We start from the raw sequence: 19,390 nt of genomic DNA on the forward strand, positions 1-19,390 counted from the left end.
CAAACAACCCTTGTTTTTAATAATTTTACATTCTTAGACTAGAAAGAATTATGAGTGCAACAAAAACATTATTTGACAAAGTGTGGGATTCCCACGTAGTTCATAAAATACAAGATGGACCAGATGTCTTATTTATTGACAGACACATGGTTCATGAGGTAACTAGCCCAGTTGCCTTTTTAGGATTAAAAAACAGGGGAATTGGCGTTTTATATAACCAAAGAACCTTTGCAACAGCTGATCACAATACGCCTACTATAAATCAGCATTTACCAGTAGCGGATCCATTATCTGCCAATCAATTAAAAATGTTGGAAGAAAATGCTAATGAACATGGTATTTCTTATTGGGGTTTAGGCCATGAAAAAAATGGTATCGTTCACGTTGTAGGTCCTGAATACGGCATTACACAGCCAGGCGCAACCATAGTATGTGGAGATTCACATACCTCTACACATGGTGCTTTTGGAGCTATTGCTTTTGGCATAGGTACATCAGAAGTAGAAATGGTTTTGGCTAGTCAATGTATTATGCAACCAAAACCCAAAAGAATGCGCATCAATATTAACGGTAGCCTTAGCAAAGGGGTGACACCAAAAGATGTGGCACTTTTCATAATTAGTCAATTAACCACTTCTGGGGCAACAGGGTATTTTGTGGAATATGCTGGTGAAATCTTTAGAAACATGAGTATGGAAGGCCGTATGACGGTTTGTAACCTAAGTATAGAAATGGGTGCTCGTGGTGGTATGATTGCGCCAGACGAAAAGACATTCGAATATATTAAAGGTCGTGAATTTACACCTTCAGGTGCAGACTGGGACAAAGCAATGGCATATTGGGAGACCTTATATACTGATGAAGATGCCATTTTTGATAAAGAGTTAACCTTTGATGGCTCTTTAATAGAGCCAATGATTACATACGGTACCAATCCAGGTATGGGTATGGGAATTTCAAATGACATACCTATGGCTAGTGCCGTTCAAGGTGGAGCTTCTACCTACCAAAAATCCTTAAAATACATGGATTTCAATGAAGGCGAAAGTATGATGGGAAAATCTATTGACTTCGTATTCTTGGGAAGTTGCACTAACGGTCGTATTGAAGATTTTAGAGCATTTGCTTCCATTGTAAAGGGAAGAAAAAAAGCTGAGAATGTAACGGCTTGGTTAGTCCCTGGATCCCATAAGGTTGAAAGCGCTATTAAGGAAGAAGGCATTTTGGATATTTTGACTGATGCAGGTTTTGAACTTAGAGAACCAGGATGTTCTGCTTGTTTGGCAATGAACGATGACAAGATCCCAGCTGGGAAACTCGCTGTAAGTACATCCAACAGAAATTTTGAGGGGAGACAAGGCCCAGGCTCTAGAACCTTGTTAGCAAGTCCTTTAGTGGCGGCAGCAGCAGCTGTAACGGGAAAAGTTACAGATCCTAGGGAATTAATGGTAGAACTTGTATAACAAGTTTGCCGTAAGCTATTGGCAGTTGTCCATTAGCAAAAAAAAAATATTAATACAAAACGCTAAAGGCGAAAGGTCCTTAGCTAAAAGCTATAAAACATGGCATACGATAAATTCAACATATTAACATCTACTGCGGTACCATTACCAATAGAAAATGTGGATACCGACCAAATAATACCCGCCCGTTTCTTAAAAGCAACGGAACGTAAAGGTTTTGGAGATAATCTATTTAGGGACTGGAGATACAATCAAGACAGTACCGTAAAAGAAGATTTTGTTCTTAACAATTCCAAATACACAGGAAAAATCTTAGTTGGCGGTAAAAACTTTGGTTCAGGTTCTTCTCGTGAACATGCTGCTTGGGCAGTTTATGATTATGGATTTAGATGTGTTGTATCTAGTTTTTTTGCAGATATCTTTAGGGGGAATTGTTTAAATATTGGCGTTTTACCGGTACAGGTAAGTGCAGATTTTCTTCAGAAAATATTTGACGCCATAGAGGCGGACCCAAATACAGAGCTTGTAGTTAGTTTGCCAGAGCAAAAAATTACCTTACTTTCCACCGGCGAAAGTGAAAGCTTTGACATAAACGATTACAAGAAAAACAATATGATGAACGGTTTTGATGATATTGATTATTTATTGAACATTAAACAAGATATTGAAACCTTCGCCCAAAACACACCTCTTTAAGATTTCCTAGCCTAATAGCATGCTCATGAAAAGAAAGTTGGAAATCATGGACACCACCCTACGTGATGGGGAACAAACCTCGGGGGTCTCATTTTCTGCATCTGAAAAATTAACACTTGCCAAGCTTTTATTGGAAGAACTTCATGTAGATCGTATTGAGGTGGCTTCTGCACGTGTCTCTGAAGGGGAGTTGGAAGCTGTAAAACAAATTACCCAATGGGCAAGCGAGAATGGCTACTTAGAAAGTGTTGAGGTATTAACATTTGTAGATGGTGGAGTTTCCTTGGATTGGATGGACCAAGCTGGTGCAAAATCGCAAAACCTATTAACAAAAGGTTCGCTAAATCATTTAACCTATCAATTAAAAAAGACACCAGAACAGCATTTTAATGAAATTGCCATAATTTTTGCCGAAGGCAAAAAAAGAGGAATCATCAACAATATTTACTTGGAAGACTGGAGCAATGGGATGCGTAATTCTAAGGAATATGTTTTTCAGTTCCTAGAGTTTCTAACTACACAACCCGTAAATCGTGTCTTACTACCTGATACCTTAGGCATTCTTACCTATAAGGAAACCTATGGTTTTATATCAGAGATAATTACCCAATTTCCAAATTTACACATAGATTTTCATGGTCATAATGACTATGATTTGGGGGTTGCCAATATCATGGAAGCTGTAAAAGCAGGATGCCATGGATTGCATTTAACCGTAAACGGCATGGGTGAACGTGCAGGCAATGCACCAATGGCCAGTGCCATAGCTGTAATAAACGATTTTTTACCAGAAGTAAAAATCAATGTCAAGGAAAAGGCATTATACAAAGTTAGTAAGCTTGTTTCTGCATTTACAGGTGTATCTATCCCTGCCAATAAACCCATTGTTGGTGAAAACGTATTTACACAAACCGCAGGTATTCATGCAGATGGTGACAGCAAAAAGAATTTATATTTCAGTGACTTAATGCCAGAACGTTTTGGTAGAAAACGTAAATATGCCCTGGGAAAAATGTCGGGTAAAGCCAATATCCAAAAAAACTTACAGGAACTTGGGTTGACATTAAATGATGAAGAGCTTAAAAAAGTTACTACACGAATTATAGAATTGGGAGATAAAAAGGAGCGTGTTACCAAAGAAGACCTTCCCTATATTATTTCCGATGTTCTGGATTCAGATATGGTGCAGCAAAAAGTGTTTGTAAAATCATATGTACTAACACATGCAAAAGGTTTGAGACCTTCTACTACTTTATCCTTGGAGATAAATGGTAAATCGTTTGAGGAGAATGCTTCAGGAGATGGGCAATATGATGCCTTCATGAATGCACTTAGAAAAATTTATAATGCACAAAAAATAATATTGCCCCAATTGGTAGATTACGCCGTAAGAATACCACCTGGCAGTAATTCAGATGCCTTATGTGAAACAATTATTACTTGGGATATAGACGGCAAGGAATTTACATCTCGTGGTTTGGATTCTGACCAAACTGTATCCGCAATTAAAGCAACAGAAAAGATGTTGAATATTATTTAATATAATAAGAGAAATCCATATACAAATGAAATTAGATATTGCCCTCTTAGCCGGCGACGGTATAGGACCAGAAGTTATTGATCAAGCAGTTAAGGTATGTGATGCCATTGCAGCAAAATATAATCACGATATTACATGGAAACCTGCTTTGACAGGTGCTGCTGCAATTGATGCAGTTGGAGAGCCTTATCCAGATGAAACCCATGAAATTTGTGCTAATGCAGATGCTGTTTTATTTGGAGCTATTGGGCATCCTAGATTTGATAACGATCCTTCTGCAAAAGTAAGACCTGAGCAAGGATTGTTAAAAATGAGGCAAAAATTAGGTTTGTTTGCCAATGTAAGACCTACATTCACTTTCCCATCACTAATTGATAAATCTCCATTAAAAAGAGAACGTATAGAAGGTACCGACCTAATTATACTAAGAGAACTTACCGGAGGTATTTATTTTGGTGAAAGAGGTAGAAAGGACGACGGCAATACTGCTTTTGATACCATGACTTACCAACGATTTGAAATAGAACGATTAGCTCGTAAAGGTTTTGAAATGGCAATGAAACGTTCTAAAAAATTGTGTTGTGTAGATAAAGCTAATGTATTGGAATCTTCTAGACTTTGGAGAGAAACAGTACAGGCGATGGAAAAAGATTATCCAGAGGTTGAGGTTAGTTATGAATTTATTGATGCGGTTGCAATGCGCCTGGTACAATGGCCAAGTTCTTATGATGTTATGATTACCGCTAATTTGTTCGGGGATATTTTAACTGATGAAGCTTCTGTAATTGCTGGTTCTATGGGATTGATGCCATCCTCTTCAGTAGGTAGTAAAGTGTCTTTATACGAACCAATTCATGGTTCATATCCGCAAGCAGCTGGCAAGGATATTGCCAATCCGTTAGCTACGGTATTATCTGCAGCTATGTTATTTGAGGATTTTAACTTGAATGAAGAAGCTGAAGAAATTAGAAGAGTTGTAAACAAATCGCTAGCCGAAGGTGTTGTAACCGAAGACCTTTCAGAAGGAGGTAAATCTTATAAAACAAGTGAAGTTGGCGACTGGTTGGCCAAAAATATTTAAATACTAAAAAGGGCCAGTCAAAAACTGGCCCTTTTTTATTTCCTCTTACTTTATGTCATCTAGCAGGACATAGCCATTTTTCTAAACCGGTCCGCTTTTCTTTTTCTTACCACATATATGGCAATTGCAATAAAAACTCCTGCAAGGGCTAATGCTGCACCAACCAGACTCGAATAAATAACGCCGTAACCTAAAGCCATTGGTAAACCAGCCAAATAGGCCCCAGATGCATTGCCCATGTTAAAGGCGCTTTGATTCATTGAAGAGCCCAACATTTCTGAACCTTTTGAGGTATTTATAATGGCCATCTGTATAGGGGTAGCCACAGTAAAGGAAATTGCCCCTATTACAAAGGTCAACACCATTAACGAAAATGGATTTGTTGCAATAAACATATTCACAACAAGTATCAATGCCATAATTGATAAACTTATTATAACTGCTTTTAATGGTGAGAATATGTTTGCCATTTTAGCACCAATAAAATTACCCGCTACCATTCCTAAACCTGCAAGCATCATAGCATAGCCTACAAAGCTATCACTAAGACCCGCAACATCGGTAATTAGAGGCGCAATATAACTATACCATGCAAAGAAACCTCCTGTACCAATTGTTGTAAGCGCAATAAGCGCCCATAATTCCCCGTTTTTCAGTCCTTTTAGAATAGTAACCTCTTTTTTAGCTTCGGTAGTCTCTATTTCCGGCATCCAAAAACGTATAGCGCTTAGCGTTAACAATCCTACAACCCCAACCATATAAAATGAAGCGCTCCAGCTAAACTGCTGACCAATATAGGTTCCAAACGGAACCCCAATAACGTTAGCTATTGTCAAACCTGAGAACATTATAGAAATTGCTTGGGCAGACTTTCCTTCATTCGCCAATTTCATCGCAACTACAGCACCAATGCCAAAGAATGCACCGTGTGGTACCCCGGATAGAAAACGTAACAACAATAATCCTGAATAACCTGTTGCCAAACCTGATAAAGTGTTGAACACGGTAAACCAGATCATTAATAAAAATAACATTTTCTTAGGTGCTAATTTTGAACCAAAACTAGTAAGTAAAGGCGCCCCAATTACAACACCAAGTGCATAAGCAGCTATAAAATGTCCTGCTTGGGAAATGGTTATCTGCAATGCATTGGATACATCAGTCAATATTCCCATTATAACAAATTCTGTTAAACCTATTCCAAAACCTCCAATGGCCAAGGCTAACAACGCTTTTTTATTTGATGATTTTATTTTCATTACCTGCAAATTTAAATCAAGTATTACTTTTATAGTCCATACTTAAAGATTATTTGACAAAGTTAATATGCCCTCCTGCGTTTTTTAGATACACAATTATCTAATTTATATGTTATTTTACCTTTATTTTTTACTAATTTAATAGTTGTACGGTAAAATGATATAGTTGGTAATTAAAAAGCACCAGAACAATAGTTTTGGTGCTTTTTCTATTATGGTGGTGTAAGGCTACAATATATAATCTGTACTCACAAAATTAGATAGTTTAGCCTCTAACAGTTGTTGTATGATTTCTGTATTTAAATCGTTATCCTTAAATGCAACAAATGTCCTAATAGAAAAAGAACGCAAAGCATCATGTACACTTAAGGTTGCCTGAGCGGAGTCCTTTCTTCCTGTAAACGGATACACATCCGGTCCACGCTGACAAGAACTATTTAAATTAACACGACAAACTAAGTTTACCAAAGTATCAATCAACGGTGATAAAGCGTAAACATCCTTACCAAACAGGCTAACTTGTTGTCCATAATTACTTTCTGCCATATCATCCAAAGGCTCTTCAATATCAGTAAAAGGTACTATCGGGATAATAGGACCGAACTGCTCTTCTTTATATACACGCATGTCCTTTGTTACAGGGTATAGGACGGCAGGCCATATATAATTATCAAAGTGTTTACCCCCTTTTTTATTTAAAATTTTAGCACCTTTAGCAACCGCATCATCTATTAACTCTTGTATATATGCCGGTTTATCCGGTTCAGGCAATGGTGTCAATTTCACACCATCGTCCCAAGGATTACCAAATTTTAAGGCATCTACAGCTTCAGAGAATCGATTATTGAATTTCTCACGAATATCCTCATGCACATAAACAACTTTTAACGCCGTACAGCGTTGTCCGTTGAATGCCAAGGTACCGGCTAGACATTCATTAATGGTCAATTCCATATCTGCATCAGGTAAAATTATAGCAGGGTTCTTAGCCTCTAATCCCAAAACTAAGCGCAGGCGGTTACTTTTTGGATGCTGTTCCTGTAGGGCATTGGCAGACTTACTATTACCTATCAATGCCAATACATCAATCTTTCCTGTCTGCATAATTGGCGCAGCCACCGTTCTACCGCGACCAAAAATTACATTGACTACGCCTTTGGGGAAACTAGTTTGAAAAGCTTCTAAAAGGGGGGTAATTAACAAAACGCCATGTTTCGCGGGTTTAAAAATGGTAGTATTTCCCATAATAATTGCGGGGATCAATAAGGCAAAAGTCTCATTTAAAGGATAGTTGTATGGCCCTAAACATAACACCACACCCAAAGGCCCCCTTTTAATATGTGCATAAACCCCATCGTGCTTTTGGAATTTTGCAGCATCCCTATCCAACTGTTTGTAATCTTCAATAGTATCTTCAATATATTCTACGGTACGATCAAATTCCTTTTGGGAATCAGGCAAGGATTTACCAATTTCCCACATAAGCAATTTTACAACTTGCTCTCGCTTTGTTTTCATTTTCTGCACAAAGACCTCCATACATTCAATTCGGTCTTTTACATGCATTGTTGGCCAAACACCTTGTCCCTTATCATATGCGTTTAAGGCTGAATCCAATGCTTCCAAAGCTTCCTTTTCCTGTAAATTAGGAATACTACCCAACTTGGTAAGGTTATACTCCTCTGTAGATGAGATGGTCGAAAAAACATCCGTAGTATCGCCATCCCATGTTCGCAACTCACCGTTTACCAAATATTCCTTTTGGTGAATTTGCTCGTTTATCAAAAAAGCTTCAGGTATTTTAGTGTTCTTGTTCATATATGTTTCTTTATACCAAATATTGGAAAAGATCTGGTTTGTTGTTCAAATAGTCGCCAAAAAAGTTATTGGCTTTCATTCTGTTAATTAAAGGTTCGAGGTCTGATGGATCTTTTAATTCTATACCTACAACGGCGGGTGCATTTTCTTTGCTAGACTTCTTGGAGTACTCAAAATGGGTAATATCATCTGTAGGTCCCAATATCTCAACTACAAATTGCTTTAGTGCACCAGCGCGTTGTGGAAATCGAACAATAAAATAATGTTTTAGGTTGCCATATAAAAGTGCACGTTCCTTAATTTCGGCAGTACGTGTAATATCATTATTGCCACCTCCAATTATACAGGCTACATTTTTACCCTTAATTTCTTCTTTAAAAAAATCCAATGCAGAAATGCTTAAAGCACCAGCGGGTTCTACAACAATGGCATCCCTATTGTATAAATCTAATATGGTTTGACAAACTTTACCTTCTGGTACTGTTATCATTTTGTGAAGATTGTCCTTACAAATAGCAAAAGTAAGATCTCCTACCCTTTTAACAGCCGCGCCATCTATAAACTTGTCTATATGCTCCAATGTGGTGTTCTTGTTGTTGTCCATGGACATCTTCATTGAGGGGGCGCCATCTGGTTCAACACCAATTATTTTAGTTGAAGGGGACAAGGTGTTGAAAACACTTATTAATCCAGAAGCTAATCCTCCTCCCCCAACTGCCACAAAAATATAATCCAATGGTTCTTGGGTTTGCTCAAGCATTTCCAAACCAACGGTTGCTTGACCTTCTATAACCTTAGGATCATCAAAAGGATGTATAAATACCTTCTGTTCCCTATCACAATAATCAATTGCTGCTTTATAGGAATCATCAAAAGTATCACCTTCTAAAACTACGGCAACCCAATCTTCACCAAACATTTTAGTCTGTTCCACTTTTTGTTTTGGGGTAACCGCTGGCATAAAAATAGTGGCCTCTATTCCCAAATGATTACATGCAAAAGCAACTCCCTGAGCGTGATTGCCAGCACTGGCACAAACTACTCCGTTTTTTCTTTGATCTTTTGAAAGGGAACTTATTTTATTATAGGCACCTCTAATTTTATATGAGCGTACCCGATGCAAATCTTCCCTTTTTAAGTAAATATTTGCTTGGTATTCCTTCGATAAACGTATGCTATGCAAAAGCGGCGTTACATCCGCTACTTCTCGGATGGTCAACGCCGCTTTTTTTATATCCTCTATATTTGGAAAATAGCTCATTTTATGCTCTAATCCAGAATTACCCAGAAAAGCTATTCAAGTTTAAACAATAGGCTTCATTGCAGTCATAGATTCTCTTAATCTCTCCCCTACTCTTTCAACCGGATGATTTCTAAGGGCTTTGTTCACTTCTATCAGTTTTGCATTATCTACACCATTATCCGAACCTTCCCCGTAGTGTTTTCCAATAATATCAATATCTACCTTGTTCATAAAATCAGTTAACAAAGGCTTACAGGCATGGTCAAATAAATAACAACCATATTCTGCAGTATCAGAAATCACTCGGTTCATTTCAAATAATTTCTTTCTTGCAATAGTATTTGCAATCAATGGTGTTTCGTGTAATGATTCATAATAAGCAGACTCGCCAATGATTCCAGATTCGGTCATTGCCTCAAATGCCAATTCCACACCAGCACGTACCAAAGCTACCATTAATACACCATTATCATAAAATTCTTGTTCAGTAATCTCAACATCGCCTGCTGGTGTTTTTTCAAAATTAGTTTCACCAGTAGCTGCACGCCAAGTCAACAAGTTTTTATCATCATTGGCCCAATCCTCCATCATGGTTTTAGAAAAATGACCTGTCATAATATCATCCATATGCTTTTGGAACAATGGACGCATAATATCCTTCAATTCTTCCGATAATTCAAAAGCCTTTATTTTGGCAGGATTTGATAAACGGTCCATCATATTGGTAATACCACCATATTTCATACCCTCGGTGATGGTTTCCCAACCATATTGAATCAATTTAGACGCATAGCCAGGTTCAATTCCTTTTTCTACCATTTTATCAAAACATAAAATAGAACCAGTTTGTAACAAGCCACATAAAATGGTTTGCTCACCCATTAAATCTGATTTTACCTCTGCTACGAAAGATGATTCCAAAACACCAGCTCTGTGCCCACCAGTTGCTGCCGCGTATGCCTTTGCCTGTGCCAACCCTTTACCTTCTGGATCGTTTTCTGGGTGCACCGCAATTAATGTTGGTACACCAAAACCTCTTTTATACTCTTCACGAACTTCAGAACCTGGGCTCTTTGGAGCAACCATGATTACGGTAAGGTCTTCTCTAACTTGTGTTCCTTCCTCTACAATATTAAAACCATGTGAATAGGATAAGGTCGCGCCCTTTTTCATCAATGGCATTACAGCTCCAACTACAGCTGTATGCTGCTTATCTGGAGTAAGGTTAATTACTAAATCTGCACTAGGAATTAATTCTTCATAGGTTCCTACAGTAAAACCATTTTCAGTAGCATTGATATAAGATTGTCTTTTCTCCTTAATAGCAGCATCACGTAAAGTATAAGCGATATCCAAACCTGAATCGCGCATATTTAATCCTTGGTTCAACCCTTGTGCGCCACAACCAACAATTACAATTTTCTTTCCTTTTAAGGCAGTTACACCATCAGCGAATTCAGAAGATTCCATAAATCTACATTTGCCCAATTGCGTCAACTTGTCACGTAATGATAGTGTATTAAAGTAATTTGCCATTTGATAATTTTTTAAGTGTTCTTTCCTTTAAGGAAATTTGTTATTAGTTATTGATTCTATTAAATATGTTGAAATTCTTTTAATAAGGATGAAATTTTCATTTCATCTTTGGTAACCGAAATACGGCCAGATCGCACAAATTGCATAATACCATAAGGTTTCAATTGCTCATGCATTTCATCTATTTCATTTCTTCTACCACTTTTCGCAAGTACGAAAAACTCACGTGAAACGGTAACTATTTGAGAATTGCTCTCTTTTATGATGTTCTGAATTTGACGTTCATCAAATAAAAGATTAGAGGCTATTTTAAATAAAGCCGATTCTTGATAGATCGTTTCATCATCGGTATGATAAAATGCTTTGATAACCTCAATTTGCTTTTCTATTTGGCCTACAATATTATGTACCCACTTCTCAGTGGTATTTACAACAATTGTAAACTTAGAAACATTATCTATTTCAGATTTTGATACGTTTAAACTCTCAATATTGATATGTCTCTTTAAAAATATCCCAGATATCCTATTCAATAACCCTACGTTATTTTCTGAATAGACCGAAATAGTGAACCATTCTTTTTCCATAATTCAATTTTATTCTCAAAATATCCATTCGCAGATAATATCAATGTCATTTTAAAAGGCCCTACTGCGCTAGAGCAACAATTTTTAATATTTCCTTACCGCTACTACAATACCTGTTGACCAATTCATTTTGGTTAAACAAAAATCTTCCCTTTGCTCAAGATATTCCAGTAACCGATTTACATTATCCTCATGACCTTCTGGCCAATTTGGTTGATGGGCCATATCATCAATCACATAATATCCACCAACTTTCACCAAGTTCAAAACCTCATCAATTTGACTGTATTTACCTGGCCAAGCATCGGCAAAAATCAAGTCAAATGCATCACCTTTGTAGTTTTTAATCCATTTGGCACCATCTGCACAAACAATTTGTACTCTCTGGTCATGATTAAAATAGGCTTCCGCAATTTCAATAAGCTCAGGGTCATTGTCTACGGTTATTAAGGTTGATTTAGCATCCAAGCCATCTATCATCCAAGAAAGACTTAAACCAATGCCTGTGCCCAATTCTAAAACATGTGCCTCTTTTTTGGAACTTATCAACGTCTTTAATAGTGAACCAATATATAAATCTGATGGCATAGTAAATCCAATTTCGCTGGATTTGCGCTCTATTTCACTGTGGATTTTAGGAATGTCCTTAAAATTGGCGTCTTGCATGGCTTATTTCAACCTTATTTCTGAAACCGATGAACCGGAGGGAATCATTGGAAATACATTATCCTCCTTTTCTACCTTTACTTCAAGGAAATATGGATTTTTAGATTCCATCATTTCTTTAATGTTAGATTTCAAATCCTTTCTCTCACTTACCCTTTTTGCCTCAATGTGATAGCCTTCAGCAATTTTTACAAAATCTGGATTGGTCATGACCGTTGAAGCATAACGACGGTCAAAAAACAATTCTTGCCATTGGCGTACCATACCTAAATGGTCGTTATTAAGAACTACAATTTTTACGGGAACATTGTGCTGAAAAATAACACCCAATTCCTGAATGGTCATTTGATAACCACCATCACCAATAATAGCCACTACTTCCCTATCCATAGCACCCATTTTTGCGCCAATGGCAGCTGGAAGCGCAAAGCCCATAGTGCCCAAACCGCCAGAGGTAATGTTGCTTTTGGATTGCTTGAATTTAGCATACCTACAGCCAATCATTTGGTGCTGACCCACATCTGTCACAATAACAGCCTTTTGACCAGAAGCTATGTTTATTTCCTCTATCACCTCACCCATGGTAAGTCCTTCCTTAGTAGGATGAATATCATTTTTTATAACCGTATCAAACTCTATCTGATACTTTTCTTTAAATGCATTATGCCATGACTCATGGGCATTGCTATTTACCAAAGGGAGTAACATGCCCAATGTTTGTTTGGAATTACCCAAAACAGCAACATCAGCATATACATTTTTATTAATTTCTGCTGGGTCTATCTCAAAATGAATCACTTTGGCCTGTTTGGCATAATCTTCCAATCTACCAGTTACCCGATCATCAAAACGCATACCTATGGCGACAAGAACGTCACATTCATTGGTTAACATATTTGGACCATAATTACCGTGCATGCCAACCATACCAACATTTAATGGATGGTCAGAATCCAAAGCTGAAGCCCCCATTATAGTCCATGCTGCAGGGATTCCCGTCTTCTCCACCAAAGCTTTTAATTCTTCTTCAGCTTTTCCAAGAATCACTCCCTGTCCCCAAACTATAAATGGTTTTTTAGCTGCATTGATCAACGCGGCTGCATCCTCTATAGCTTTAGGATCTGGTTTAGGCTCCGGTACATAACTTCTCACCGCCGTACATGGCGTATAACTAAACTCAAACTCCTCTATCTGTGCATTTTTAGTAATATCAACCAGTACAGGACCGGGTCTTCCAGATTTGGCAATATAAAAAGCCTTTGCCATTACCTCTGGAATCTCAGAAGCATTTGTAATCTGATAATTCCATTTGGTTACTGGAGTAGAAATACCAATAATATCTGTTTCTTGAAATGCATCAGACCCTAGTAAGTGCCTTGTAACCTGACCTGTGATACAAACCATTGGTGTTGAATCGATCTGGGCATCTGCCAAACCGGTAACCAAATTGGTGGCACCAGGACCAGAGGTTGCCATTGCCACACCAACCCTACCAGAAACCCTGGCATAACCTTGGGCAGCATGCGTGGCACCTTGCTCATGACGGGTTAGTATATGGGTGAGCCTATCCTGAAACTTATATAATTCATCATACACTGGCATAATGGCACCACCAGGGTAGCCATATAACAAATCCACACCTTCAGCAACAAGACAATGGATAATAGCCTCTGCCCCAGATATTTTTATACTCTTTGCCGTGCTCTTTTGTGTTTTCTTTTCTTTTACTGTTTCCATATGCTATGGTCTAAATAATATCTTTTAAATATTCAAAACCTTGAATTAAAACTCATCCGTTACACAGCCTTTAGAAGCAGATGACACGGTTCGGGCGTACTTGTAAAGGACCCCACGATCAAATTTGAGTTTGGGAGCTACCCAATTTTCCCTTCTTCTTGCTAATTCTTCATCGGAAATTTCAATATTAATCGTATTTTTTTCCGCATCAATAGCAATTATATCCCCATTCTCCACTAAGGCAATATTACCTCCTACTTGTGCTTCCGGAGCTACATGGCCTACTACAAAACCATGTGAACCGCCAGAAAATCTTCCATCTGTTATCAAGGCAACATCTTTTCCAAGTCCGGCACCCATTATGGAGGATGTAGGTTTAAGCATTTCTGGCATACCAGGCGCTCCTTTCGGACCTTCATAACGGATGATTACAACATCTCCTTTCTTAATCAAACCATTTTTAATACCATCATTTACTTCAGTTTCGCTATTAAACACATTTGCGGTTCCACGAAACGACAAACCTTCTTTACCTGTGATTTTTGCTACCGCACCCTCCGTTGCCAGGTTACCGAATAAAATTCTAATATGGCCAGAAGTCTTAATAGGGTTAGAAAGGGTTCTAATAATATCCTGATCTTCCAATAAATTTGGAACGCTTTCTAAATTTTCAGCCAAAGTCTTACCGGTTACGGTTAAACAATTACCATGAAGCATACCATTGTCAAGCATATACTTTAAAACACCAGGAATACCACCAACACCATGAAGGTCCTCCATGGAATACTTACCACTTGGCTTTAAATTTGCCAATAATGGAGTATTATCACTTATACTCTTAAAATCGTCTAGGGTAAATTCTACCTGAGCAGCCTTTGCAATTGCCAAAAAGTGTAAAACTGCATTAGTAGACCCTCCTAGTACGGTTACTAATCTAAACGCATTTTCTAATGACTCTCTGGTAACAATATCAGATGGTTTGATATCTTTTTCCAATAATAAACGTAAGGCTTCTCCTGCCTTAACAGATTCTTCTTCCTTTATATTACCGGTGCTAACCGCCGGGTTTGAAGAATTAAATGGCAATGACATTCCCAAAGCCTCAATTGCCGAAGCCATTGTATTTGCTGTGTACATACCTCCACAAGCACCAGCACCTGGACAAGCTTTGTGAACTACTTCTTTAAATTCTGTATCATCTATTGTTCCTGCAACTTTTTGGCCATAAGCTTCAAAGGCAGAAATAATATCTAATTTTTTACCATTATGACAACCTGAAGCTATAGTACCCCCGTAAACTAAGATGGAAGGCCTGTTCAATCTTAACATTGCCATTAATGCGCCAGGCATATTCTTATCACAACCCACTACAGTTACTAAACCATCATAACTCATTGCTTGTACCACAGTTTCCATCGAATCTGCGATAATATCTCTTGATGGTAATGAAAATCGCATACCCGGCGTACCGTTAGATATGCCATCACTAACCCCAATCGTATTAAAAATCAAACCAACCAAACCAGCATTTTCAGTTCCTTTTTTAACATAAGTAGCTAAATCGTTGAGATGCATATTACAAGGGTTTCCCTCATAGCCGGTACTTGCAATTCCTATAAGTGGTTTTTTTAAATCTTCATCCGTTAAACCAATTGCATGCAACATTGCCTGAGCCGCTGGTAAGCTAGGATCTTGGGTAACAGTTTTACTATATTTATTCAATTCCATAATATATTTCTCGAATGCTTATCTTGATTACTTTAAGCTATTGTATCAAAGATAAAAGTTTATAAATCCTTGTTTTTTTAACAATTAATTCCTCTTCAAATTCAATAGCTATAATTTTAATTTAAATTACTGAAAATCAAATACATAAATAGTATTTATATATCATATTCAATAAGTAGCTATTATTAGTTTTATACTATAAAAAAACCTGTATCGGATGTATCTGATACAGGTTTTTTAAATCAACAAAAAATCTATATCATTTCTTAATCAAAAGAATAATGACGTTTTCTATGTTGACTTTTGTTAAATTCATTATACAATACTACATAAAAGTTAGCCCCAAACAAAATATTAAAAAATAAATTGAGGTTAAATTAGCTTGAAGGATATTGTATCTCCCTCTTTTTTTTGTGCCAAGATAGATATAGCCTTATCTGATAACTGTGTTATTCTTGGATAACCACCCGTAGTCTGTCCGTCCATCATTAAAATTATTATTTTTCCCGATGGCGTAAGCTGCACCGTACCTGGCAATGTACCGGATGTTAACATGCTTATTTCATGACCAACAATTGATTCATTTATTTGATAAGCCATCCGATTATTCTCTTTTGATATAGTAAAATCATTGGCAAACAAAGCCTCTAGTTGTTTGTCATTAAGCAAATCAAATTCTGGTGCACGGAACACCTCTAGAATGGTTTCTTCCAATAAGGAATCTGTTTTGTACTCAGAAATTTTAGGTTGAAAGAATTTCTTGGGTCCATACGGGATAATGTCACCATCCTTTATCCTATTCTCATTAGTTATTGGCTTATAAAAAGACATACTTCCCAAAACAGATTTAATTTGAAAACCATCTTTTATAGCTAAGTAACTCCTGAAACCATTTTCCAATTTACCATAGGAGAGTATATCACCGATATCAACTGAATACACCTTATAATTATGTATAGGCTTATTGTTTAAGGTGGCCGACATATTTGCGCCTGCAAGAACGATAAAGGTATCCTCTTCAAATATCAATGTAGGTCCTGTCATTGTAATTTCCAATACAGAAGCAGATTCTTGATTCTCCAATAAAGAGTTTGCTTTATGAACCGATATATGGTCCATAACACCGGAAACTGGAACGCCTTTATTTCTATAATGGAAGCGCCCCAAATCTTGAATAGTAGTATAAAACCCAGATTTTAAAACCTTAAGCATTAATTTTAGTTTTTTCTGGTTTATAAATACCTACCTCCGCTTCAATCTTGTGTAGATCATGCTCTGCCCTACTTACAGCATAAAACTGGATTTTATCACCAACACTAACAAAACAAGGCTCTTTTTTATTAATATCAAAAATGGGCACGGAACAGTTCCCAATGATATTCCATCCCCCGGGTGATTCCTGAGGATAAATGCCCGTTTGTTTACCAGCCAAACCTACTGCACCTTTTTGTACGTTTAAACGTGGGGTGGCTTTTCTGGGTATTTCCAATGCCTTGGGTAATCCCCCTAAATACATAAATCCAGGTAAAAACCCAATACCATATACGGTATACGTTGTACTTGTATGTAATGCGATTATTTCTTCTTTTGACTTACCCAAATGTTCTGAAATCTCTAATAAATCTATTCCAAACTCTAAGTCGTATGATACGGGAAGCCTCCACAAATAGCGCTGTTTTGGTATACTTGATTTAACCTGTCCATACCAAGTTTTTATTAGAAGACTAAACTCATTAAAATCTATAATTTCTTTGGGGTTTACCAATAAAAGGGAATTATAGGCAATTACAGTTTCCCAATTACCATCTTCGAGGCAAGTTGTTATTAGAAAATTTTCAAAACGAAGAATATCATCCAGTATCGCTTCATTCACTTCATTAGGCCATTCTATTAATACTGCATGAATACCGAAAGATTTAATATTTACCAATGGCGGGTTCATTTATTGAGAAAAATATTATGTTTAGGCAATTCATTGGAAAGATACGTTAATATTTGCAAAGCATTGGGTGTATCCCCATGTATGCAGAAAGTATCTGCTTTCATCCTAATTTTTTCTTTTGAAATGGTGTTGACGTGGTTATATCTAATCATCGCTATAAGATGTTCCACCACTTTGTAGGGCTCAACAATAACCGCATTGGCATTGGCTCTCGAAACTAAACTATAATCTGAATTATAATTACGATCGCCAAATGCCTCTCTTTTTATTTTGAAGTTTTGTTCAACAGCCATCCTTTCCATAACAGAAGCATAGGGGACATATAATAAGCAGCTGGATTTATATTTTTCTACAACCTTTAAAAATTGCAATATCAAATTCTCTTTCCATGCAAGGTCATTATACAGTGCACCGTGTGGTTTTATATGGTTTAACTGTACTTTTTCTGTTTCACAAATAGAAACTAAAACAGCTATTTGAGATTGGATTGTATCTTCAAATTCTTTAGGACTTAAGTCCATTGATATTCTTCCAAAGTTAGCCTTGTCTGGATAGGAAGGATGAGCACCTATTTTTATATTGTGTTTTTTTGCCAAAACAACAACTTCCTTAATGGAATCTATGTCCCCAGCATGTCCACCACAAGCAATGTTGCATGAGCTTAAGAATGGCATCAATTGAGATTCATTACCTATCCCTTCCCCTACATCAGCATTAATATCAATTAAAATTTTCTCCATTTAGAACAATCAAAATACTTTTAGAATACTTTTCACTCCCAAAAAACAGGATAAAAGTATTATACCAATACCTATTATGTTTTGAAAGCGTGTATTCCTAAACTTTCCCATTACCGAGGTTTTGTTTACAATCCAAAGTAAAAATATGGCAATAACGGGTAAAAGCATACCATTTGCAACCTGTGCAAATTTTATTATTTCTATAGGTTTTATACCAAACGATAAAAAAAACACGCCAAGCATTAAGATGACTATCCAAACCATTCTAAACTTTGTGCTTTTCAAGTCTAATTTCCATCCAAAACAACTTTTTGCAACATATGCAGCTGCCAAAGGTGCTGTAATAGCCGATGTTACACCTGCAGAAAACAATCCAGTCCCCATAAAATATTTAGCTAACGAGCCATACAATGGCTCTAGACCCTTTGTCAAATCCATAACGTTTTGTACTTCTATTTCACCAATTGAAGAAGCGGCAATAATAATACTTATAGACACCAAACCACCTAATGCAATGGATATATAGGTGTCCCTTTGAGCAAATTTAAGTCCATCGTTAGTTTTCCATTTTTCACTTACAATAGAGGCGTGTAAAAATAAATTATAGGGCACTACAGTAGTACCTACCAGGGCAATAATGGTAATTATACTACCTTCCGGTACATTTGGCACCAACAACCCTTCAAAAACCTCAACTATATTTGGTTTGGTTATTATGGCCGTAATCACAAATGAAAGACTCATAATTAATACAAGTAATACAAATACCTTCTCCAAAAATTTATAACTGCCAATATATAATAACAAAAAAGCCAATCCACCAATTACAAAAGGGTAATAGCCTATATAAGTATCACCAAACATTGCCTCTAGACCTAAAGTCCCTCCGCCAATATTCCCGGCTTCATATGCGGCATTCCCAATAATTATGGCTACAAGAATAATCCCTATAATACCATTCCTTAACCAAGTATTGGATAATTCTTGCTTAATTACATCAGCTAATCCCTTTTGGGTAATAACGCCCAATCTTGCGGACATTTCTTGTAACACCAGGGTAGCGATTATTGATAACAACATAGACCATAGTAGGTTATTACCGAAACCAACACCTGCCAATGTACATGCTGTGACAGTTCCAGGACCAATAAATGCAGCCGCGATCAATACACCAGGACCTGATTTTTTGAACATGTATAAACTTTAAGTTGTTCTGTAAATATAATTGCAATTATGTAAAACCGACTCCATAACAGAAGTGAAATTCACAACAGTTTTAACATTTTCATTTACCGTTTATCTAAAATATTACCGTTCGTCTAAAACTAAGGTGTCATTCATCGATAGAACATAA

The 19,390-nt window shown here is 37.0% G+C and carries 16 protein-coding genes; 4 read left to right on the top strand and 12 right to left on the bottom strand.

Features of this window, described 5'->3' with window-relative positions; genetic code table 11:
• The first annotated feature begins 50 nt into the window (after window positions 1-50).
• The 4 genes from leuC to leuB all read left to right on the top strand — a co-directional run bounded on the left by leuC (window position 51) and on the right by leuB (window position 4,780).
• Window positions 51-1,463: a 3-isopropylmalate dehydratase large subunit gene (leuC, locus tag ACOCEA_RS14185; protein WP_420756921.1), complete on the top strand. Its 1,413-nt coding sequence runs from the start codon at window positions 51-53 to the stop codon at window positions 1,461-1,463.
• A gap of 99 nt (window positions 1,464-1,562) precedes the next feature.
• Window positions 1,563-2,159 (top strand): 3-isopropylmalate dehydratase small subunit, encoded by a 597-nt coding sequence (leuD, locus tag ACOCEA_RS14190; RefSeq protein ID WP_420756922.1) that lies wholly within the window; start codon window positions 1,563-1,565, stop codon window positions 2,157-2,159.
• Between the two features lie 25 nt (window positions 2,160-2,184).
• Entirely contained in the window at window positions 2,185-3,699 is a 1,515-nt protein-coding gene (locus ACOCEA_RS14195) for an alpha-isopropylmalate synthase regulatory domain-containing protein (protein ID WP_420756923.1), read from the top strand.
• Between the two features lie 25 nt (window positions 3,700-3,724).
• The gene (leuB, locus tag ACOCEA_RS14200) at window positions 3,725-4,780 is read left to right on the top strand and encodes a 3-isopropylmalate dehydrogenase (protein ID WP_420756924.1); all 1,056 of its coding nucleotides are present in this window, start codon (window positions 3,725-3,727) and stop codon (window positions 4,778-4,780) included.
• Window positions 4,781-4,839: 59 nt separating this feature from the next.
• On the opposite strand, the gene ACOCEA_RS14205 is transcribed toward leuB, so the two are convergent.
• The 12 genes from ACOCEA_RS14205 to ACOCEA_RS14260 all read right to left on the bottom strand — a co-directional run bounded on the left by ACOCEA_RS14205 (window position 4,840) and on the right by ACOCEA_RS14260 (window position 19,230).
• Complete coding sequence (locus ACOCEA_RS14205; RefSeq protein ID WP_420756925.1) at window positions 4,840-6,039, bottom strand: MFS transporter; 1,200 nt, start codon at window positions 6,037-6,039, stop codon at window positions 4,840-4,842.
• 228 nt (window positions 6,040-6,267) lie between these two features.
• Window positions 6,268-7,857 carry an NADP-dependent glyceraldehyde-3-phosphate dehydrogenase gene (locus ACOCEA_RS14210; RefSeq protein WP_420756926.1) on the bottom strand — a complete coding sequence of 530 codons (1,590 nt, stop codon included), beginning with the start codon at window positions 7,855-7,857 and terminating at the stop codon, window positions 6,268-6,270.
• 10 nt (window positions 7,858-7,867) lie between these two features.
• Window positions 7,868-9,118: a threonine ammonia-lyase IlvA gene (gene ilvA / locus ACOCEA_RS14215; RefSeq protein WP_420756927.1), complete on the bottom strand. Its 1,251-nt coding sequence runs from the start codon at window positions 9,116-9,118 to the stop codon at window positions 7,868-7,870.
• Between the two features lie 42 nt (window positions 9,119-9,160).
• On the bottom strand, window positions 9,161-10,636 hold the full coding sequence (ilvC, locus tag ACOCEA_RS14220; protein ID WP_420756928.1) for a ketol-acid reductoisomerase: 1,476 nt from the start codon (window positions 10,634-10,636) through the stop codon (window positions 9,161-9,163).
• A gap of 59 nt (window positions 10,637-10,695) precedes the next feature.
• A complete protein-coding gene (ilvN, locus tag ACOCEA_RS14225; RefSeq protein WP_420756929.1) occupies window positions 10,696-11,223 on the bottom strand; it encodes an acetolactate synthase small subunit in 528 nt (175 codons plus the stop codon).
• 84 nt (window positions 11,224-11,307) lie between these two features.
• Window positions 11,308-11,889, bottom strand: coding sequence for an O-methyltransferase (locus ACOCEA_RS14230; protein ID WP_420756930.1), 582 nt, complete (start codon window positions 11,887-11,889; stop codon window positions 11,308-11,310).
• A 3-nt stretch (window positions 11,890-11,892) separates the two neighbouring features.
• A complete protein-coding gene (gene ilvB, locus ACOCEA_RS14235; RefSeq protein WP_420756931.1) occupies window positions 11,893-13,626 on the bottom strand; it encodes a biosynthetic-type acetolactate synthase large subunit in 1,734 nt (577 codons plus the stop codon).
• A 45-nt stretch (window positions 13,627-13,671) separates the two neighbouring features.
• Window positions 13,672-15,354 carry a dihydroxy-acid dehydratase gene (gene ilvD, locus ACOCEA_RS14240; RefSeq protein ID WP_420756932.1) on the bottom strand — a complete coding sequence of 561 codons (1,683 nt, stop codon included), beginning with the start codon at window positions 15,352-15,354 and terminating at the stop codon, window positions 13,672-13,674.
• 372 nt (window positions 15,355-15,726) lie between these two features.
• Window positions 15,727-16,566 (bottom strand): 5-oxoprolinase subunit C family protein, encoded by an 840-nt coding sequence (locus ACOCEA_RS14245; RefSeq protein ID WP_420756933.1) that lies wholly within the window; start codon window positions 16,564-16,566, stop codon window positions 15,727-15,729.
• Window positions 16,559-17,296 carry a 5-oxoprolinase subunit PxpB gene (gene pxpB / locus ACOCEA_RS14250; RefSeq protein ID WP_420756934.1) on the bottom strand — a complete coding sequence of 246 codons (738 nt, stop codon included), beginning with the start codon at window positions 17,294-17,296 and terminating at the stop codon, window positions 16,559-16,561. The genes ACOCEA_RS14245 and pxpB overlap by 8 nt, the downstream gene beginning before the upstream one ends.
• Window positions 17,293-18,036: a 5-oxoprolinase subunit PxpA gene (pxpA, locus tag ACOCEA_RS14255; RefSeq protein ID WP_420756935.1), complete on the bottom strand. Its 744-nt coding sequence runs from the start codon at window positions 18,034-18,036 to the stop codon at window positions 17,293-17,295. The genes pxpB and pxpA overlap by 4 nt, the downstream gene beginning before the upstream one ends.
• A 9-nt stretch (window positions 18,037-18,045) precedes the next feature.
• Window positions 18,046-19,230: an Nramp family divalent metal transporter gene (locus tag ACOCEA_RS14260; RefSeq protein WP_420756936.1), complete on the bottom strand. Its 1,185-nt coding sequence runs from the start codon at window positions 19,228-19,230 to the stop codon at window positions 18,046-18,048.
• Window positions 19,231-19,390: the final 160 nt, after the last annotated feature.

This window comes from Maribacter luteocoastalis (assembly GCF_048890225.1).
Classification (GTDB): Bacteria; Bacteroidota; Bacteroidia; order Flavobacteriales; family Flavobacteriaceae; genus Maribacter; species Maribacter luteocoastalis.

What these genes read in the sequence shown, in the direction of transcription:
- leuB (WP_420756924.1), top strand. Translation starts at nt 3,725, where the DNA reads ATGAAATTAGATATTGCCCTCTTAGCCGGCGACGGTATAGGACCAGAA.
- ACOCEA_RS14195 (WP_420756923.1), top strand. Translation starts at nt 2,185, where the DNA reads ATGAAAAGAAAGTTGGAAATCATGGACACCACCCTACGTGATGGGGAA.
- ACOCEA_RS14245 (WP_420756933.1), bottom strand. Translation starts at nt 16,566, where the DNA reads ATGCTTAAGGTTTTAAAATCTGGGTTTTATACTACTATTCAAGATTTG.
- ACOCEA_RS14210 (WP_420756926.1), bottom strand. Translation starts at nt 7,857, where the DNA reads ATGAACAAGAACACTAAAATACCTGAAGCTTTTTTGATAAACGAGCAA.
- ACOCEA_RS14230 (WP_420756930.1), bottom strand. Translation starts at nt 11,889, where the DNA reads ATGCAAGACGCCAATTTTAAGGACATTCCTAAAATCCACAGTGAAATA.
- leuC (WP_420756921.1), top strand. Translation starts at nt 51, where the DNA reads ATGAGTGCAACAAAAACATTATTTGACAAAGTGTGGGATTCCCACGTA.
- ilvA (WP_420756927.1), bottom strand. Translation starts at nt 9,118, where the DNA reads ATGAGCTATTTTCCAAATATAGAGGATATAAAAAAAGCGGCGTTGACC.
- ilvD (WP_420756932.1), bottom strand. Translation starts at nt 15,354, where the DNA reads ATGGAATTGAATAAATATAGTAAAACTGTTACCCAAGATCCTAGCTTA.
- ilvB (WP_420756931.1), bottom strand. Translation starts at nt 13,626, where the DNA reads ATGGAAACAGTAAAAGAAAAGAAAACACAAAAGAGCACGGCAAAGAGT.
- ACOCEA_RS14260 (WP_420756936.1), bottom strand. Translation starts at nt 19,230, where the DNA reads ATGTTCAAAAAATCAGGTCCTGGTGTATTGATCGCGGCTGCATTTATT.
- ACOCEA_RS14205 (WP_420756925.1), bottom strand. Translation starts at nt 6,039, where the DNA reads ATGAAAATAAAATCATCAAATAAAAAAGCGTTGTTAGCCTTGGCCATT.
- leuD (WP_420756922.1), top strand. Translation starts at nt 1,563, where the DNA reads ATGGCATACGATAAATTCAACATATTAACATCTACTGCGGTACCATTA.
- pxpB (WP_420756934.1), bottom strand. Translation starts at nt 17,296, where the DNA reads ATGAACCCGCCATTGGTAAATATTAAATCTTTCGGTATTCATGCAGTA.
- ilvC (WP_420756928.1), bottom strand. Translation starts at nt 10,636, where the DNA reads ATGGCAAATTACTTTAATACACTATCATTACGTGACAAGTTGACGCAA.
- pxpA (WP_420756935.1), bottom strand. Translation starts at nt 18,036, where the DNA reads ATGGAGAAAATTTTAATTGATATTAATGCTGATGTAGGGGAAGGGATA.
- ilvN (WP_420756929.1), bottom strand. Translation starts at nt 11,223, where the DNA reads ATGGAAAAAGAATGGTTCACTATTTCGGTCTATTCAGAAAATAACGTA.